Source organism: Agrobacterium vitis (assembly GCF_013426735.1).
In the GTDB taxonomy this organism is placed as follows: Bacteria; Pseudomonadota; Alphaproteobacteria; order Rhizobiales; family Rhizobiaceae; genus Allorhizobium; species Allorhizobium vitis_D.
The window spans coordinates 183,753-201,284 of record NZ_AP023273.1 but is presented as its reverse complement, the minus strand read 5'-3'; the positions used below and the strand labels follow the sequence as shown (position 1 = coordinate 201,284).

Annotated in this window: 14 protein-coding genes; 8 read left to right on the top strand and 6 right to left on the bottom strand. The window is 57.4% G+C overall.

Annotated features, from left to right (window positions below; genetic code table 11):
• Positions 1-15: 15 nt before the first annotated feature.
• The 4 genes from dusA to H1Y61_RS18330 form a co-directional block, all read right to left on the bottom strand.
• Complete coding sequence (gene dusA, locus H1Y61_RS18345; protein WP_180574969.1) at positions 16-1,041, bottom strand: tRNA dihydrouridine(20/20a) synthase DusA; 1,026 nt, start codon at positions 1,039-1,041, stop codon at positions 16-18.
• Positions 1,025-1,948 carry a hypothetical protein gene (locus H1Y61_RS18340; protein WP_174112542.1) on the bottom strand — a complete coding sequence of 308 codons (924 nt, stop codon included), beginning with the start codon at positions 1,946-1,948 and terminating at the stop codon, positions 1,025-1,027. The genes dusA and H1Y61_RS18340 overlap by 17 nt, the downstream gene beginning before the upstream one ends.
• A 243-nt stretch (positions 1,949-2,191) precedes the next feature.
• On the bottom strand, positions 2,192-3,292 hold the full coding sequence (locus H1Y61_RS18335; protein ID WP_180574968.1) for a Gfo/Idh/MocA family protein: 1,101 nt from the start codon (positions 3,290-3,292) through the stop codon (positions 2,192-2,194).
• Positions 3,289-4,074, bottom strand: a complete 786-nt coding sequence (locus tag H1Y61_RS18330) for a ThuA domain-containing protein (protein WP_180574967.1) — start codon at positions 4,072-4,074, stop codon at positions 3,289-3,291. The genes H1Y61_RS18335 and H1Y61_RS18330 overlap by 4 nt, the downstream gene beginning before the upstream one ends.
• 296 nt (positions 4,075-4,370) lie before the next feature.
• Between H1Y61_RS18330 and H1Y61_RS18325 the strand changes: the two genes are divergently transcribed.
• Together H1Y61_RS18325 and H1Y61_RS18320 are read left to right on the top strand one after the other, a co-directional pair.
• The gene (locus tag H1Y61_RS18325; protein ID WP_180574966.1) at positions 4,371-5,084 is read left to right on the top strand and encodes a GntR family transcriptional regulator; all 714 of its coding nucleotides are present in this window, start codon (positions 4,371-4,373) and stop codon (positions 5,082-5,084) included.
• A gap of 143 nt (positions 5,085-5,227) precedes the next feature.
• Positions 5,228-6,169 carry a dihydrodipicolinate synthase family protein gene (locus tag H1Y61_RS18320; RefSeq protein WP_180574965.1) on the top strand — a complete coding sequence of 314 codons (942 nt, stop codon included), beginning with the start codon at positions 5,228-5,230 and terminating at the stop codon, positions 6,167-6,169.
• 29 nt (positions 6,170-6,198) lie between these two features.
• Here the strand turns inward: H1Y61_RS18320 and H1Y61_RS18315 are convergent, their stop codons facing one another.
• Together H1Y61_RS18315 and H1Y61_RS18310 are read right to left on the bottom strand one after the other, a co-directional pair.
• On the bottom strand, positions 6,199-9,267 hold the full coding sequence (locus tag H1Y61_RS18315) for an alpha-mannosidase (protein WP_180574964.1): 3,069 nt from the start codon (positions 9,265-9,267) through the stop codon (positions 6,199-6,201).
• Positions 9,268-9,332: 65 nt separating this feature from the next.
• On the bottom strand, positions 9,333-10,598 hold the full coding sequence (locus H1Y61_RS18310) for a Gfo/Idh/MocA family protein (RefSeq protein ID WP_156636013.1): 1,266 nt from the start codon (positions 10,596-10,598) through the stop codon (positions 9,333-9,335).
• A 522-nt stretch (positions 10,599-11,120) separates the two neighbouring features.
• Between H1Y61_RS18310 and H1Y61_RS18305 the strand changes: the two genes are divergently transcribed.
• From H1Y61_RS18305 to H1Y61_RS18280, 6 genes are read left to right on the top strand one after another with little or no spacing between them, the layout of a single operon-like run.
• Entirely contained in the window at positions 11,121-12,404 is a 1,284-nt protein-coding gene (locus H1Y61_RS18305; RefSeq protein WP_180574963.1) for an ABC transporter substrate-binding protein, read from the top strand.
• Positions 12,405-12,459: 55 nt separating this feature from the next.
• Positions 12,460-13,374, top strand: a complete 915-nt coding sequence (locus H1Y61_RS18300) for a carbohydrate ABC transporter permease (protein ID WP_180575198.1) — start codon at positions 12,460-12,462, stop codon at positions 13,372-13,374.
• A complete protein-coding gene (locus tag H1Y61_RS18295) occupies positions 13,367-14,248 on the top strand; it encodes a carbohydrate ABC transporter permease (RefSeq protein ID WP_180574962.1) in 882 nt (293 codons plus the stop codon). The genes H1Y61_RS18300 and H1Y61_RS18295 overlap by 8 nt, the downstream gene beginning before the upstream one ends.
• 28 nt (positions 14,249-14,276) lie before the next feature.
• A complete protein-coding gene (locus H1Y61_RS18290) occupies positions 14,277-15,305 on the top strand; it encodes a Gfo/Idh/MocA family protein (RefSeq protein ID WP_180574961.1) in 1,029 nt (342 codons plus the stop codon).
• Entirely contained in the window at positions 15,298-16,368 is a 1,071-nt protein-coding gene (locus H1Y61_RS18285) for a Gfo/Idh/MocA family protein (protein ID WP_180574960.1), read from the top strand. Before H1Y61_RS18290 ends, H1Y61_RS18285 begins: the two co-directional genes overlap by 8 nt.
• Positions 16,368-17,462 (top strand): ABC transporter ATP-binding protein, encoded by a 1,095-nt coding sequence (locus H1Y61_RS18280; RefSeq protein WP_180574959.1) that lies wholly within the window; start codon positions 16,368-16,370, stop codon positions 17,460-17,462. Before H1Y61_RS18285 ends, H1Y61_RS18280 begins: the two co-directional genes overlap by 1 nt.
• Positions 17,463-17,532: the final 70 nt, after the last annotated feature.

Below are 17,532 nucleotides of genomic sequence, written 5' to 3'. Positions count from 1 at the left end.
ATCTGAGGTGAGACTTCAGGCGGCCCGCACAGGCCCAGCATCGATATCCACCGCAGCAAAGGCCGCCGCGATCACATCAGGGCCAGCCCCCGGTTTGGGTGCGTCTGCCGAAAGGATCTGGCGAAAGCGCCGTGCTCCGGCATAGCCTTGAAACAGCCCGACCATGTGGCGAGTCAGGTGCACCAGACGTCCGCCGTCGGCGATATGGCGGGCGGCATAGTCCATCATCGTGTCGCGAACGAGGTCCATGCTGGAAGTCTTGACGGGTTCGCCATAAATGCGAGCATCGACTTCGGTCAGCATTGTGGCGTTGTTATAGGCGGCACGGCCGACCATAACACCATCCATGACCTGCAAATGCGCACTGGCCTGATCCAGATCGGTAATACCGCCATTAATCCCAAGAAAGACATTCGGGTTCTCCTGTTTCATCAGGTGAACCAGCGGATAATCCAGCGGCGGAATGTCACGGTTTTCCTTCGGGCTAAGTCCTTGAAGCCAGGCCTTGCGTGCATGAATCCACAGGGCGTCCGCACCAGCGCCGATCATCCGCTTGATGAAATCGGGCAGAACGTCACCCGGTTCCTGGTCGTCGATGCCGATCCGGCATTTGACGGTGACGGGAACGGTGGAAGCCGCTTTCATCGCCTGGATACAGGCCTCGACGGTTTGCGGTTCGCGCATCAGGCAGGCGCCGAAGGTTCCGGCCTGGACCCGGTCCGATGGACAGCCAACATTCAGGTTGATTTCGTCATAGCCCCAGTCATTGGCAATCCGCACGGCTTCTGCCAGCTTATGCGGATCGGAGCCGCCAAGTTGCAGTGCCAACGGGTGCTCGCTGGCATCAAAAGCCAGCAGGCGCTCCCGCTTGCCATGAAGAATGGCATCGGCAACGATCATTTCCGTATAGAGCAGCGCATGGCGGGTCAGCAAACGGTGAAACCGCCGGCAGAATGTGTCCGTCCAGTCGATCATCGGGGCGACAGCGAAGACTTTATGGGAGCGATAGCCGAGTTTCCGCGGCTCAAGCGGCTGTTGCATCTTTACACGCTCTCTGGATGAAATGGTAAAGCAGAAGATCGACTTCCAGGAGATGCTGGACGCGGCTGATTTTTCGCAGCACATCGGCCAGCTGATGGATGGTCTCCACGGGTGGTTTCATCTGCACCAAATTTTCCGGCACGCCCAGGGTTGCCGCAATCAGCTTGGGGTAACTGGTATCGTCCTGTCCGGGATCGAAAACCGTAAATTGCGACAGAGCATCGAGGGCCTTGGTGACGTCATCAAGAGAGGGGACGTCGGTCGGGTTTGCGGCAACCAGTTGATGGGTAAAGGGGGAGGCCAGTAGATTCAGGGTTTCTTTCGGGGCGTGGCGGATGGCCGTGATAACCGCCTCTTCATCCTGAAAGGCCAAGCCCTCAAACAGGTTCATGATCGGCTTGAACAGCAATTTATCGCGCGGCGAAACGAAGGAAAACTCATGCTTGTTGGATCGGCTGAAAACGATTATGCGCGTCGCCAACTCATAGAAGGGGTCACGCAAGGCAAGCATTGTCGTGTCGATATTGTAGCCGATGTAAACCAGATAGGCTTTCAGCAGAATCCGGCCCGAAACATACACCGAAGGCTGGTGAATGATCTCCAGCATCTGGCGAACGGTTTCGAAACCAAAACGTTCGACACCACATTCGAAAAACTGGAAATAGGGCTTCACCCCAATATCCAGTTCTCGGTGAGGCAGATAGGCCGTTTCGATTCTCAAGACCTTTTTGGGAATATATTCTGGCTGGGCTCGCCGATAGATGATGAGCCGTGTTTCAGGATCGTAAATCTCCAGCTTCGACGCGGTGCTGATACCCGGAATGTTATCTTCGTTCAGAACGAAGCCAACATTTCCGGTCTCGTGGGCGCCTTGAGCACGAGCGCCATCAACGTAAACCCACGGCAAGATTTCGGTTTCCCTGTCCTCGTCATTCAGCCGGACGCGAATGCAGGGTTTCGCGGAAAAGCCGTCAGGGACAATATAGCCCTGTATCTCCGCTCCAGTATCTTGGTAAACGCAGAAATTCATGTATCTACGGGCATCTTTCGTTATGACGGCATTCTATAAGAGCCAATTTCGATTTCGTCCAGCCTTACTCGCAAGACTGGACGTCAGGACAAGCATCAGACCGCCGCAAAAGCCAGACGATCAACCCGATGATACCGCAGCCAGTGATGGCGTCGTATCGGTGTGACGAATGGAATGCTCGCGCCGTTCCAACTCGGTCACCATGGCCAGATCCAACACTTTTTGCAGGTCCGCGGCGTGGCGGAAGTCGGGCTCGCGGGTCTTGCCCTCCTGGACCGCGGCAACGAAGCGTTGGTAATTGGTGGCAACGGTGCCAGCATCCAGTTCCGTCCATACGCCTTTTTCCACATCGTCGCCTAAGCAGGCGCGCAATGTATTGCCGGTCGGGGTGTGGGTGACCTCCAAGGCTCCCTTGTCGCCATGCATGCGCAGGCGCAATTCATTGAGGTGGCCGGTCGCCCAGCGCGAGGCATGTATGACACCAATGGCGCCATTGCTGAATTCCGCCGTCATGGTGAAACTGTCATTGGCATCGAGATCGTAATCGCCAATCCGGTTGCCGGGCGCTTTCTCGAATGTCTTCAACCGTGCGAAGATATGCTCGACATCGGTTGCTGCGCCATAACCGGCGAAATCGAGAATATGGATGCCGACATCGCCCAGCACGCCATTCGAACCGTGCTTAGTGGACAGCCGCCAGAGCCATTGGTCTTCCGTCGCCCAGTCGCCCCAGGCTTTGGACACCAGCCAGCTTTGCAAATAGGAGGCCTCGATGTGGCGCACCTTGCCGATCTCACCAGCCTGGACGATCTGCCGAGCCTTCTGCACCGGTGCGACATTGCGATAGGTCAGGTTGACCATGTTGACCAGCCCGGCGGCATTGGCTTTGCGGGCCATCTCATCGGCTTTTTCAAAGCTTTCCGCCAGCGGCTTTTCGCAGAACACATGCTTGCCTGCCGCGATTAATTGCAGGGTCGTCGGATAATGCACCCGGTCGGGGGTGACATTGGCCACAGCATCGAACTCACCCCAGGCCAGCGCGTCCTCCAGCGAGGTGAAGGTATTGGCGATATCATGGCGCAGCGCAAAGCCCCGCACCTTGGCGATATCGACATCGACGGCGCCGACCAGTTGGGCGTCACTATTGGTAGCGAATTCTATGGCATGACGGTTCGCCATGCCGCCGGTGCCGAGAATGAGAATACGGACGGGCTTGTTCATCGATAGCCGGCCTCCCCGGCCTTGTGCAATTTCGGACCCCGTTCCTTTATCGGCTCAAGTGCCTGTTCGACCGGCACATTCGGGGCATCATGAATGGATTTCAGCGCCGGGCGCGGATTATACGCCCATTTTACCGCGTTGGAGATCACCTGTTGTATCGTTTCGTTATGATAGGTCGGGTAGGTTTCGTGGCCGGGTCGGAAGTAGAAAATGTTGCCAGCGCCGCGCCGCCAGGTCAGGCCGGACCGAAAAATCTCGCCGCCGGAAAACCAGGAGATGAACACGGTTTCCAAAGGCTCGGGTACGGAAAAGAACTCGCCGTACATTTCCTCGTTTTCCAGCACGAATTGTTCTGGTATGCCGGCTGCAATCGGATGGCCGGGATTGACGGTCCAGACGCGCTCGCGCTCACCGGCCTCACGCCATTTCAACGCGCAGGGCGTCCCCATCAGCCGTTTGAACGGCTTGGCGAAATGGCCGGAATGCAGGACGATCAGGCCCATGCCTTCGTGAACACGGGCCACAACCCGCTCGACAATCTCGTCGCGGACGCTGCCGTGATCTTTGTGGCCCCACCAGATCAGCACGTCGGTCTGCTCCAGGCGCTCAGTGCTCAGGCCATGCTCGGGCTCCTGCAAGGTTGCGGTCGTGGCCTCGATGTCGCTGTCGCGGTTCAAAGCCTTGGCAATGGTTGTATGCATGCCTTCCGGATAAAGATTTCCCACCACTTCATTGAGGTGCTCATGAATGTTCTCACCCCAGACAACCGTCTTGATCGTCACGCGCTTCTCCTATCGGTTGACATTTCCATCCGTGAAAAATCCGCAGCCTGATGGCTGCAAGCCCCCTTGGTGTCGCTTCCCCCTGGGACACCTCATCCAATGCCATCGAATATAAGGCACCGAATATGTTGATGTATCTTAGTGCCAAGCTTGGCAATTTCGAGACGATGACATGTCGCACTCTTCCAGAAAGTTGGATGCGAGATTGGCAAATCAAGTGGGACCGAATGCAATTCGGGCTTTTTTCGGCGAAAATGATAGATTGGAATGAATCAGCAGCAATCGGGAACAGGCTCTTGGACGATAAAACGGTCGACACGGAAAAACCAATCCACAGGCGTGGCTATGGAGTCTCGACAGTCTATGAGACTTTGCGCAATGAGATCATTGAGTTGACGCTGGCGCCCGGCAGTCCTGTCGATGAGCAGCAACTGTCCGACCGTTTTTCCTTGTCGCGCACGCCGATCCGCGAAGCACTGGTACGGCTTGCGGCCGAAGGCCTGATCACCACGCTGACCAACCGCGCCACAATTGTCTCTTCCATCGACTTTCTAGGCCTCTCGGAATTTTTCGATGCGCTGACCTTGATGTATCGGGTGACGACACGGTTGGCAGCACTCAATCATACGCCTGATCATATCGAGCAGATCCGCCAGTTCCAGGAGGTTTTCGCGGAGGCAGTCGAGAGGCGCGATGTGCTGGCAATGATCGCCAGCAATCGGGATTTCCACGTCGCCATCGCGAAGGCCGGCAAAAACCGCTATTACGAGGATCTCTTCACGCGATTGCTGGATGAGGGCCGCCGGATTCTCCGGCTCTATTATTCGTCCTTCAACGATGTGCTGCCAAGGCAATATGTCACCGAGCATGAAGACATGATCCAGGCAATCATCGAGCGTGATGCTGATCGCTCCGATGCACTGGCCACCGCCCATGCCGACCAAATCGTGCGGCAGATCCGCTCCTATATTACCGCTGATCGACGCCAGACCGCAAATCTCAAGCTTTAATCCGAAGTCGATATCAGGACGAGAAGAGTTTCTGCGACTTGATGTCTTGTATTTTATTTGTCGACAAAAAGTCGTGGAGATGATAGTTCGCTTTCATCGGCGACGAACCGCGTCTTTGCCTGCGGTCAATCTGGGAGAGTTCAATGACCCAACTGGTTTTCAAGGGATGCATTCCCGCTCTGATGACGCCTTGCAAAGCGGACCGAACCCCCGATTTCGACGGGCTGGTGCGCAAGGGCAAAGAGCTTGTCGCTCTTGGCATGTCGGGCGTGGTCTATTGTGGTTCGATGGGGGATTGGCCGCTATTGACCGATGAAGAGCGTCAGGAAGGCGTGCGTCGGCTGGTTGAGGCTGGTGTGCCGACCGTGGTCGGAACCGGCGCGGTCAACACCCGCTCCGCCGTCAGCCATGCGGCTCACGCGGCGAAAGTCGGGGCAAGCGGGTTGATGGTCATTCCACGGGTTCTGTCGCGCGGCTCTTCGATTGCCGCTCAGCGCGACCATTTTTCCGCTGTTCTGGAGGCGGGCAAGGATTTGCCCTCGGTGATTTATAACAGCCCCTATTATGGCTTTGCGACGCGCGCCGACCTGTTCTTCCAGCTGCGCGCCCGCTTTTCCAACCTGATTGGTTTCAAGGAGTTCGGTGGCAAGGGCGATATGACCTATGCGGCCGAAAACATCACCTCTGGCGATGACGGCCTGATCCTGATGGTCGGCGTCGATACTGGCGTCTATCACGGCTTCGTCAATTGCGGTGCGGCTGGCGCAATCACCGGGATCGGCAATGCGCTGCCAAGAGAAGTTCTGCACCTGCTAGCCCTCTCCAAAGAGGCGGCCAAAGGCGACCCACGGGCACGCCGCGAGGCCAAGGAGCTGGAAGAGGCGCTGATGGTGCTTTCGACCTATGACGAAGGCCCGGACCTGGTGCTGCACTATAAATATCTCATGGTCCTGAACGGCGAGACCGAATATACGCTGCATTTCAACGAGACCGACGCTTTGAGTTCCTCGCAGCGCGCCCATCTGGAAAATCAGTACGCGCTGTTCAAGTCCTGGTACGAAGCTCGCTATCCCAGCCCTCGTTGAGGGTTTGCTTTAGAGTTTGACGCAGCAACCTATCTGTAGAGTTTCAGCGTCAGAATTTCGAAGGGCTGGAAGGCAAGATCCAGCCCTTTTTCGTTGATGTCTATCGCCACCGGATTTTCCTCAAGCAGATCGACAAGAGCGGCCTGGGTGATTCCGTTGCCGAGTTTAATCCTTGCGTGGCGCTTGCTTCCGGTGGTTTCCCAGAGGCGGACGATATAACCATCGCCCGCCTCGGCCTGCTTCACCGCCTCCAGCGTAATGCCATCTGTTTCTATCGACAGCAGTGGCGGCGCTTGATCTCCTGATACAACATTAGCCTGTCCGGCCGCGACGATCTGTAATGGAATGTTGAAATCTTCGGCGGCCTCATGCACCACGGCCTTGTCGCCATCATGCAGCAGCAAGGCGTAGCGCAGGCGATGCTCGCCCTGGTCGGCATCCGGCCAAGGATAGGTCGGTGAGCGCAGCAGGGTCAGGCGAATATCGCTGCCCTTTGCGTCATAACCATATTTGCAATCGTTGAGGAAGGCGATGCCGAAATCCGGCTCGCTGACATCAATCCAGCGCTGCATGGAGCATTCGAACCGGGCGCGGTCCCAGGAGGTGTTGCGGTGCGTGGCGCGGCGGACATGGCCGAACTGGATTTCCGCATCAATTGACGCGGTGTTGAGCGCCATCGGGAAGCCGGTTTTGACCAGCGTATTGTGCTCATGCCAGTCGATGAACGTATCGAATTCCAGCTTCCTGCTGTCGGTTTCCAGCGAAACGACCTGGACAATGCGTGACGCCTCATAGCGCCATTCAAACCGGATTGCTGCGCGCAAAGGCCCGGTTTCGACAATCTTGGCACTGACCAGATCATCGATCTCGAAACTCTGGTCTTCGAAATCGCTATCGATATCCCACGCGTCATATTCTGCTGGCATGTCCCGGAAGGCCTGGAGGCGATTGGCAGTGTGGCCGCGCTTGAAGACATGGCGGTCTCTCGCCTTGTCATGCAGCGACAGGATGCGACCTTTGGGGTCGAACACCACATCCAGAAAGCGGTTGGCAAGCCGAAATGGTTCTACGTCCACGGCGCCGGGCGATAGCAGGCCGCAGGGCAGGGCGGCGGACAAGGACAGCGGCGGCACGTTTTCCAGCCGGACGGCGTGGGTTTTCGATCCATCCGCCAGAACCAGGGTCTGACCCGAGGCATGAGGTTGGTGGGTCAGAGCCAGACCGGCCCGGTGGCGACCGGTCATATTCAACACGACATCGCCGCCATGGGTTGGCAATAGCGCCATGAGTTCGGCTCGCAAGGCTTCCGCCTCAGTAAATAGCCTGGCGTAATCGCGGTCACTGTCTTCATAGACAGCGCCAATCGATGATCCCGGCAATATATCGTGGAACTGGTTGAGCATGATAATGTCCCAAAGGTCGCGCAATTGCTGTGTGGGATAGGCATGACCGGCCTGCCGCCCCGCCATCACCGCCAGCGTCTCCAATTCCCGAAGCGCGATTTCGGCTTTGCGGTTAAAGCGCTTGTTCTTGGCGACGGAGGTCAGCGTTCCCCGATGGAATTCCAGGTAAAGCTCGCCTACCCAGGTCGGATAGCTGTCTGGATTGGCCTGCATGTCAGCAATCAGGCGCTCGAAGAAAGGCCGCATCTGCCCGTGCTCGACCTTCGGGCAACCGGGTATGCCGCGCTCCATCCGGCGGATGTTCTGGAGCATTTCGCGGGTTGGGCCGCCGCCGCCATCGCCATGGCCATAGACCAGGAACAGTTCCTTACCCAGCCGCTGCTGGCCATGGCGTTTCCAGGTGCCCATTACATGGGTCGGCTTCAGGTTGGGGCAGTAGGTGGTGTTGATCAGCTTGGAATCATAGGGCTGCGTCGTCAGGAAGTAGGCTGCCACCTTGCTGCCGTCGATGCCCTGCCAGAACAGCTTGTCGTCAGGCATCCGGTTGGTGTCGTTCCAGGACAGTTTATGGGTGACGAAACTGTCGAGGCCGGATTTGCGCATCAATTGCGGTAGGGCTGCCGAATAGCCGAACGTGTCCGGCAACCAGACCATGCGCGGCTCGACACCAAAGGTCTTGCGATGATAGGCGACGCCATAGAGGATGTGGCGCACCAGCGCCTCGCCACCAGCGATATTAACGTCAGGCTCCAGCCAGAGCGCGCCTTCGATTTCAAACCGCCCGGTCGTCACATGGGCGCGGATACGCTCGAACAGTTGCGGATAGTCGTCAGCCAGATAATCCAGTAGCACGCATTGGTTATACATGAAGCGGTAGTCGGGAAACTCCTCCATCAGGGCAAGGGCGGTTGCCATGGATCGCGCCATCTTCTGCCGGGTTTCGCGCACCCGCCAAAGCCAGGCGACATCGATATGGGTGTGGCCGGTTGCCACCACGACCGGCTTTTCCTCGAAATCAACGGCATTGTAGATGGCCGCCGTGATAGTGCGCGCTGTGGCAAGCGAGGCCTTGAACCTGTTCTCATTGCCCTTTCGAAAATCCACGGCGTTGATGGCATCATCCAGCGTGCGCAATATGAAATGGCGGCGCGGGTCGTCTTCTGCCAGCAGGCGGGCCACGTCCAGCGGCACGCGCATGTCGTAATAGGCCTCTTCCACCTCCAGATCATGGTGATGCAGGCTGACGGCAAAGCCAAGTTGCCGCCGATCCTCAATCGTCCCCGCTTCGATAAGGATGTCGAAACTCTGACCGGCATAGGCAGACGGTGACAGCAGGAATTCGCGGTGGTTAGCATCGCCGCCCTGGGTGATCGTTCCATCGATCCGCACCAGGCATTGCGGATCGCTGCGGCCCATGACATTGCCAAACGCCGCCTCGATGCGTCCGACGATCCGCTTCCCATCCACGCCCTGGGGCAGGGTGGTGTTGCCGCCGAACCAGTAATAGCCATCCGGTTCGCCCCAGATATGGTCAGGCGTCACTGCCACCCAGTGCTCGCGGCTTTCGTTCAGCACGATGGCTCGCTCGTCATAATGTGCCGCCCGAAACCGCAGTGGCACCGAAACACCGATGGGTTGAAAGATAAGATCGGCCAATCGGGCGAGCAGGCTATCGAGCTTTCGTATGGTTTTCATGGCGGCGTCTGTATCCGATGTTGTTCTGCTGGCCTGAGGCGTGCGGTGCCTTTGTCCTATCGATTTTAAGTCATCTGCTCCAGAAGGCCGATCCCTTCATCCTCACCCCAGACATCGGCAACAGTGACGGGCTTGCCGCTGCGGCTGCTTTCCAGCGCGGCAATCCCGCACAGAACCGACATGGCACCAGCCCTTGCGCCAGCGCGCTGGCGCAATTCGTCATTCATGCCGGGCTTCAGCAGCATATTGCGCAGCCGGTCGTCGCCGCCGTAATGGCCGCCCGAGGAATGCGGCACCCAGATGCGCTCGACCTCGCCGAAATTGCGCATCAGCACAATTTCATCGGCTGGCGGCTCGGTCCAGGGCTGCTTTTCATACTGGCGAAGCTCAATACGCCCCTTGTGGCCATTGAAGGCAATATGGTGGCCCTCGATTGGCATATAGGTATTGAGGGAATAGGAGACATGGACACCGTTCTTGTAGCGGATATTGGTGACCATGGTGTCGGGAATGTCGATATCCTCCCGGTAGACGCAGGCATCGCGGACATAGCCATCTTGCTTGGATGGCGCTTCGTAAAGCGCTTCCAGCAGAGGTTCCTTGCGCATGTCGAAATAATGATCGCATTGCTGCGCATGGGGACAGGTGCGACAGCGCTCGCCACGAAACGGTCCGTTGCGCCCGTAATGCTTCAGGTCGGCAAAGGCGGACACAAGATCGGGATCTGAATCAAGATACCAGTTCAATAGATCGAAATGGTGGGTGGCCTTGTGGACGAACAGGCTGCCGGAATTTTCGGTATAGGCATGCCAGCGGCGGAAATAGTCCGCACCGTGACTGGTGTTGAGATACCAATGAAAATCGACCGAGGTGACATCGCCGATGACGCCGGAATTTAAAAGTTCCTTGATACGGGCAGCGGTCGGCGCAAAACGATAGTTGAAGGAGACGTCCAGCCGCCGCCCGGTGCGCCTTTCGGCATGCAGGATGCGCTTGATCTTGGCGGCGGTGGTGGTCATCGGCTTTTCGCTGATCACGTCGGCACCCGCCTCCATGGCCTTGACGATCAACTCGTCATGGGTGCTGTCACGGGTACAGACAATCACCAGATCCGGCTTTTCAACGGCCAGCATCTGGTCGAAATCCAGGTAGATCGGCACCGAGGAGCCGATATGGGCTTGCGATTGTTCGGCGCGCAATCCGTTCAGGTCGCAGATTGCCACCAGCTCGACCTGGTCGCCCCAGCGCTCGACAATATCGCGGCCCCACATGGTCGTTCCCCGATGGCCGGCGCCGACCAGAGCAAAGCGTCTCTTGCGTATGACTTGCATGCCATCCTCCTTGGCTACAGCCTTGGTGTCCTGCAGGCGCTATCACGCCGTCTCCGGCGGACAGGGCGCCCACAAACCTCCTCCATGGGCTGCGTGGTTGTTCAAGACTCAATCATGGTGTCAGGGCCGGTTTTTTTGCACGAGAGTGCCAAGGAATCCGGCGCGCAACACTCCCTCCAAGGGCTCGCGCGCTTCTGGCCGCCTCCACTCTTTTGGTGATGATGCAAAATCATTTCCTTCGACCCGACTTAACTGCTATGCTAGCATATCATTTGCCGTTGTCATGCTGAGATTGTTTGTCGGCATGAAATTTTCACGGCTTGACAGGCGGTGGAAACATCGACAATTTGTATAAGAAATGCCGTGTTTCGGGAGATATCGGCAGCTTGGATAGTGTATATAAGTAGAGGCCATGAAAATTTTTTCATTTCCTTGCGTTGACTGTTCTGTAACCTCGGGAGGGAGGTTCTGGTCATAACGCAAGCGATTTGAATTCATCTGGATACTGGGGAGGAGACCAGAATGATGACAAAATTCAGCAGACGAACCCTGCTTGCTGGCATGGGTCTGACGATGCCGCTGATCTGCATGGGTGCAGTTGGCGCAAGAGCGGCCACCAACCTGCGGTTTTTGTGGTGGGGCTCCAAGGAGCGCAACGACCGAACCTTCAAGGTCATCGAAGCCTATAAGGCCAAGAACAGCGGCACAGCCATCGATGGCGAGTCTTTTGGCTGGGACAATTACTGGACACGTCTGGCCACTCAGACGGCGGGCGGCAATGCGCCCGACCTGATCCAGATGGATTACCGCTATATTTTCGAATATGCGCGGCGCGGTACGCTGCTTGATCTGACGCCCTATATGGGAAAAACGCTGAAAATCGACGATTTCGGTGCCGCTAATATCGATGCAGGCAAAGTTGGCGGCAAGCTTTACGGTGTCAATCTCGGCGTCAATTCCGTTACTGCCCTGGTCAATAAGGCGGCCTGGCAGGAAACCGGCGTCGATATGCTGCATGAAGGCATGACCTGGGAAGAATTCGGCGAGGCCTGCGCCAAGGTGTCTTCTGCCAAAAAGCGCCGGGGCTTTTATGGAACGCAGGACGGCAGCGTCGGCGAAAGCAATCTGGAATGCTGGCTGCGTCAGCGGGGCAAGGCGCTGTATACGGCGGATGGCACCATTGGTTTCGACCAGGGCGATATAACGGAATGGTTCAAATTCTGGGCCTGGATGCGCAAAATCAAGGCCTGCGTGCCCGCCGATATCCAGGCGCTCGACCAGCTCAATGTCGAAAATAATATGGTGACATTGAACAAGGCGGCCGTTGGCTTCGTCAATTCAAATCAGTTCATCGCCTTCCAGGCTGTCAACAAGGACCCGTTGACGCTGATGAGCTATCCCGAAACCAAGGGTGGCAAGCCTGGGCATTATCTGAAGCCCTCTATGCTGATTTCGGTCTCCGCCGCATCCGCCAACAAGGATGCTGCTGTCAATTTCGTCAATTTCCTGGTCGAGGACAAGGATGCGGCGCTGGCACTCGGGATCGAGCGTGGTATTCCGGCATCGACGACCATGCGCGAGGCCCTGGAGCCGACGCTGAACGACCAGTCCAAGGAAATTCTTGACTATATCGCCCGGCTGACGCCGCATGTCGGTCCGCTTCCGCCGCCGCCGCCAAATGGCGCGGGTGAAAACCAGATGTTGATCAAGAAGATCGGCGAAGAAGTCGGCTTTGGGCGACTTTCGCCGGAAGACGGCGCGGCGAAATTCGTCGATCAGGCGGCTGCCAATCTGAAACGGGGTTGAAACCGTGAACACCACTCGCGATGGAATGGCCGGCACCTCTGGTGCCGCGCCAGTGATGCAGCCTATCTCGACACCGTCGCCGTTCAGGGCCAGTCTGGCGCGCAATGCGCCGGGCTATCTATTTCTCCTGCCCTGGTTCATCGGCTTTTTCGTACTCACGCTCGGCCCGGCACTGTTTTCCTTCTGGCTGTCGCTGACCGACTACAATCTGCTGCAATCGCCTAATGTCGTCGGCCTGGACAATTACATCCGCATCGCCACGGCTGACGAAAAATTCATGTCCTCCATGCGGGTGACGCTGGTTTATGTGGTGCTGTCGGTGCCGCTGAAACTGACCTTCGCCCTGCTGGTTGCCCTGTTGCTCAATAAAGGCATTCGTGGCCTGCCGCTCTACCGGGCGGTCTTCTACCTGCCATCGCTTCTGGGCTCCAGCGTCGCCATCGCTGTGGTCTGGCGGCAATTGTTCGATGGTGACGGTGCGGTCAACGTGCTGCTTTGGAATACCTTCGGCATCGAAGGGCCAAGCTGGATCTCCAATCCGGACTACTCTCTTTATACGCTGGTCATCCTGGCTGTCTGGCAATTCGGCTCGCCGATGATCATCTTTCTGGCTGGCCTTCGACAGATCCCGGTCGATATGTATGAGGCGGCCAGCCTGGATGGGGCTTCCAAAGTGCGGATGTTCTTCAAGATCACCCTGCCTTTGCTGACGCCGGTGATCTTCTTCAATGCCGTGGTCCAGACCATCGATGCCTTCAAGGCCTTTACGCCCGCCTATGTGATCTCGTCGGGCACCGGTGGACCGATCGATTCCACGCTGTTTTATACGCTCTACCTTTACCAGGAAGCCTTTGGCTATTTCCGGATGGGGTATGCGGCAGCGCTTGCCTGGATCCTGGTGATCATCATAGCGCTGTTCACGGCCTTTTCCTTCCTGTCCTCGCGCTATTGGGTGCATTACGATGACTGATGCAGCACTTGCTTCCTCCCCGGACATCCATGCGCAGGAAAAACGGCGCTGGCCGGTCTCCCTTATCCTGCATATCGTTCTGGCGGCAGCCTCGCTGGTCATGCTCTATCCGCTGTTGTGGATGCTGTCCGGCTCGATCAAGGATCAGAGCGAGATCTTCGGCCAGGCCTCGCTGATCCCTTCGAAAGTGGATTTCAGTGCCTATATGCGAGGCTGGTTCAGCACCCAGGTCAGTTTCGGCACCTATTTCTGGAACTCGCTGGTCATTGCCGTGCTGACGGTGGTGGGCAATTTGTTTTCCTGCTCGCTGGCGGCTTACGCCTTTGCCCGCCTGGAGTTTCGGGGCCGAAATATCTGGTTTGCGCTGATGCTGGGGACGCTGATGCTGCCCTATCACGTCACGCTCATCCCCCAATATATCCTGTTTCTCGAAATGGGATGGGTGAAGACCATCCTGCCGCTCGTCGTGCCGAAGTTTCTGGCGGTCGATGCGTTTTTCATCTTCCTGATGGTGCAGTTCTTCCGTGGAATTCCGCGCGAACTGGACGAGGCGGCAATGATGGACGGGTGCAGCCCCTGGCGGATCTATTGGCGGATTATGATGCCGCTCTCTCTGCCGGTTTTGGCAACGGCAGCGATTTTCTCCTTCATCTGGAGCTGGGATGATTTCTTCGGTCCGCTGATCTATCTGAGCGATATCAATACCTACACGGTGCAGCTTGGGTTGCGGTCCTTCGTGGACTCGACCGGCAGTTCCGACTGGAGCGGACTGTTTGCCATGTCCAGTCTGTCGCTGGTGCCGATTTTCCTGATTTTCCTGTTTTGCCAACGCTTGCTGATCGACGGTATCGCCACGGCCGGTCTGAAGCGTTGAGATGATTTTCTAATAGGAGCTTGCGACTATGAGTGCCTTGCGTTTTGCCGTTATCGGCATCAATCATGATCATATTTTCGGCCAGATCGCTTTCATGCTGGACGCCGGAGCGGAGTTTTCGACGTTTTTTGCAGAAGAAGATGAATTGGCCCAGGCCTTTGCAGCACGCTACCCACAGGCGCGCCGCGTTGCCGACCACAGACAGATCCTTGAAGATCCATCGATTGCCCTGATCCTGTCGGCGGCCATTCCCGCCAACCGCGCCGAGATCGCTATTGCCGCCATGCGTCATGGCAAGGATGTGATGCTGGACAAGCCGGGCATGACGACGTTTGAGCAATTGGAAGCGGTGCGAAAGGTCCAGGCGGAAACGAAGCGGATCGTTTCCATCCTCTATTCCGAACATTTCGAGACGGCCTGCACAGTGGAGGCAGGCAATCTGGTCAAGGCCGGAATGATCGGCGAGGTGATCCACACGACCGGCCTTGGTCCGCATCGGCTGCGCAAGCCGCATCGGCCCAATTGGTTTTTCGACCGGGCGCACTATGGCGGGGTGCTGATCGACATCGCCTCGCACCAATGCGAACAATTCCTGTTTTTCACCGGCGCAAAAGACGCGCAAATCCTGTCGGCGAGCACCGCGAACCGCGCCAATCCCGACACGCCCGGCCTTGAGGATTACGGCGATATTCACCTGACCACCGGCAAGGCCACCGGCTATATCAGGGTCGATTGGTTCACCCCCGATGGCCTGCCGACCTGGGGTGATGGACGGCTGTTCATTATTGGCACGGAAGGGACAATAGAGCTTCGGAAATACCTCGATATCGAGGGCCGCCCCGGTGCCGACCATCTGTTCCTGACCGACAAAACCGGTACGCGCTATATCGATTGCAGCAAAACCGAGCGGCCCTATGGCCGGCAATTGCTGGCCGATATCCGGGATCGGACCGAAACAGCCATGGGCCAGGAGCATTGCTTCAAGGCCATGGAACTGGCGCTGAAAGCCCAGGCTTTCGCGGATGCGGCAAAGCAGAAGGGTGCTGGCAATGTCTAAGATTTTCAACGTTGCCGTCATTGGCCTTGGTATCGGCGCCCGTCATATCCGTGAGGGCTATATGCCGAACACGGATCTGTTCCGGGTCGCGACGATCTGCGATCTCGATCCCGCCCGTCTGGCTCAGTTTGGCGAGGAATTTTCCGTTGCTGGCCGGACCGACGATTTCGACGCCGTGCTCAACGATCCATCCATCGACATTGTTGATATCTGCACGCCGCCCTCCACCCATTACGAGCTGATCTTTAGGGCGTTGGACGCGGGCAAGCATGTGATCTGCGAAAAGCCACTTGTCGGCTCGCTTGCGGAAATCGACCGGTTGATGATCCATGAGAAGACCGCCAAAGGCCGGTTGATGCCGATTTTCCAGTACCGTTACGGCGACGGCGTCCACAAGGCGCGCCGGATCATCGAGGCGGGTCTGGCCGGCAAAGCCTATATCGCTACGTCAGAAACCCATTGGACGCGGCTGTCGGACTATTACGCCGTGCCGTGGCGAGGCAAATGGGCGACAGAACTGGGTGGCGTGCTGATGACCCATGCCATCCATATCAACGATATGTTGAGCTATCTTCTGGGTCCGGTCGCCTCGCTCTATGCCCGAGTCGCTACTCGCGTCAATCCGATTGAAGTGGAGGACTGCGTCAGCCTCAGCCTGGAAATGACAAGCGGTGCCTTGGCAACCGTGTCGGCGACGTTGGGTTCGGCGGAGGAAACCTCGCGGCTGAAGCTGTGCTTTGAACATGTGACCTTCGAAAGCAGCCATGCGCCTTACCATCCCGGCGGCGATCCCTGGCGGATCATTCCGGCCAATCCTGAGATCGGGCAGAAGATCGACGCCCTGCTTGAGGGTTGGGTGCCGATGGCCCAGCTGTTTTCCGGCCAGATGCAGGCTTTCCATGACTGCCTGGTCAATGACACGCCGACGCCGGTCACGACGGAAGATGCCCGCCGCTCGCTGGAATTTCTCACCGCTTGCTATTGGAGCGCCACTCATAAGCAGGAGGTGCATTTCCCAGTTGGTAGCGACAATGCCTATTACGACAGCTGGAGGCATAACTGATGGCGACAAGCGTCACCCTGCAAAAGGTCTTCAAACGGTATGGCGCGCTTGAAGTGATCCATGGCGTGGATCTCGAGATCACGCCAGGAGAATTCGTGGTGTTTGTTGGCCCGTCCGGCTGCGGAAAATCCACGCTGCTGCGGATGATCGCTGGGCTTGAGCCGATTTCCGGTGGCACTCTGCTGCTGGATGGGCAACGGATGAACGAAGTGCCGGCGGCCAAGCGCGGCATTGCCATGGTCTTTCAGTCCTATGCGCTCTATCCGCATATGACGGTTTATAAAAATCTGGCCTTCGGTCTGGAAACGGCTGGCATGAAGAAGAAGGATATCGAGCCCCGCGTCCAGCGTGCTGCCGATATCTTGCAGATCCAGCCGCTGCTGGGTCGAAAGCCCAAGGCTTTGTCCGGCGGGCAGCGCCAGCGCGTCGCCATCGGGCGGGCCATTGTCCGCGAGCCAAATATCTTCCTGTTCGACGAGCCCCTGTCTAACCTCGATGCCGAATTGCGGGTGCAGATGCGTGTCGAGATCGCCAAGCTCCACCAGAGCCTCGGCAATACCATGATCTATGTGACCCATGACCAGGTCGAGGCCATGACCATGGCCGATACGATTGTGGTGCTGAAAGGCGGCTATATCGAACAGGTTGGTGCGCCGCTTGATCTCTATAACAACCCGAAAAATAAATTCGTCGCCGGCTTCATCGGTTCGCCGCGCATGAATTTCATCGAGACCCGGCTGGTGGAGGCCGGAGACAGAACCGCTGTTGAGCTGAACGGCAAGCCGGTCGATATGGCACGGACAAGCCTTGGCGCACAGGTCGGGCAAAAGGTCAGCGTCGGTGTCCGGCCCGAACATCTCAGTCTGCGTCCAGCCGAAATTACCCTTGGTGAGGCGCATGTCGATCTGGTCGAACATCTGGGCGGGCAGACCATTCTCTATTTGTCCATGCAGGACGGTCAGTCGATTGCCATGGTGATGGAAGACCAGCAGGCGATCCGCAAGGGCGAGAAGGTGACGATCCATATCGACTCGAAACGCTGCTATTTGTTCGACGATGCCGGAAACCGGGTAAACGGTGGTGTGAACCGATAGGCAGGGCAGGCGTGCAAAAGCTTTGCGCCTTGGTTGGCGGGCGTGGCTATGCTATTGGGCGGCTTTTACA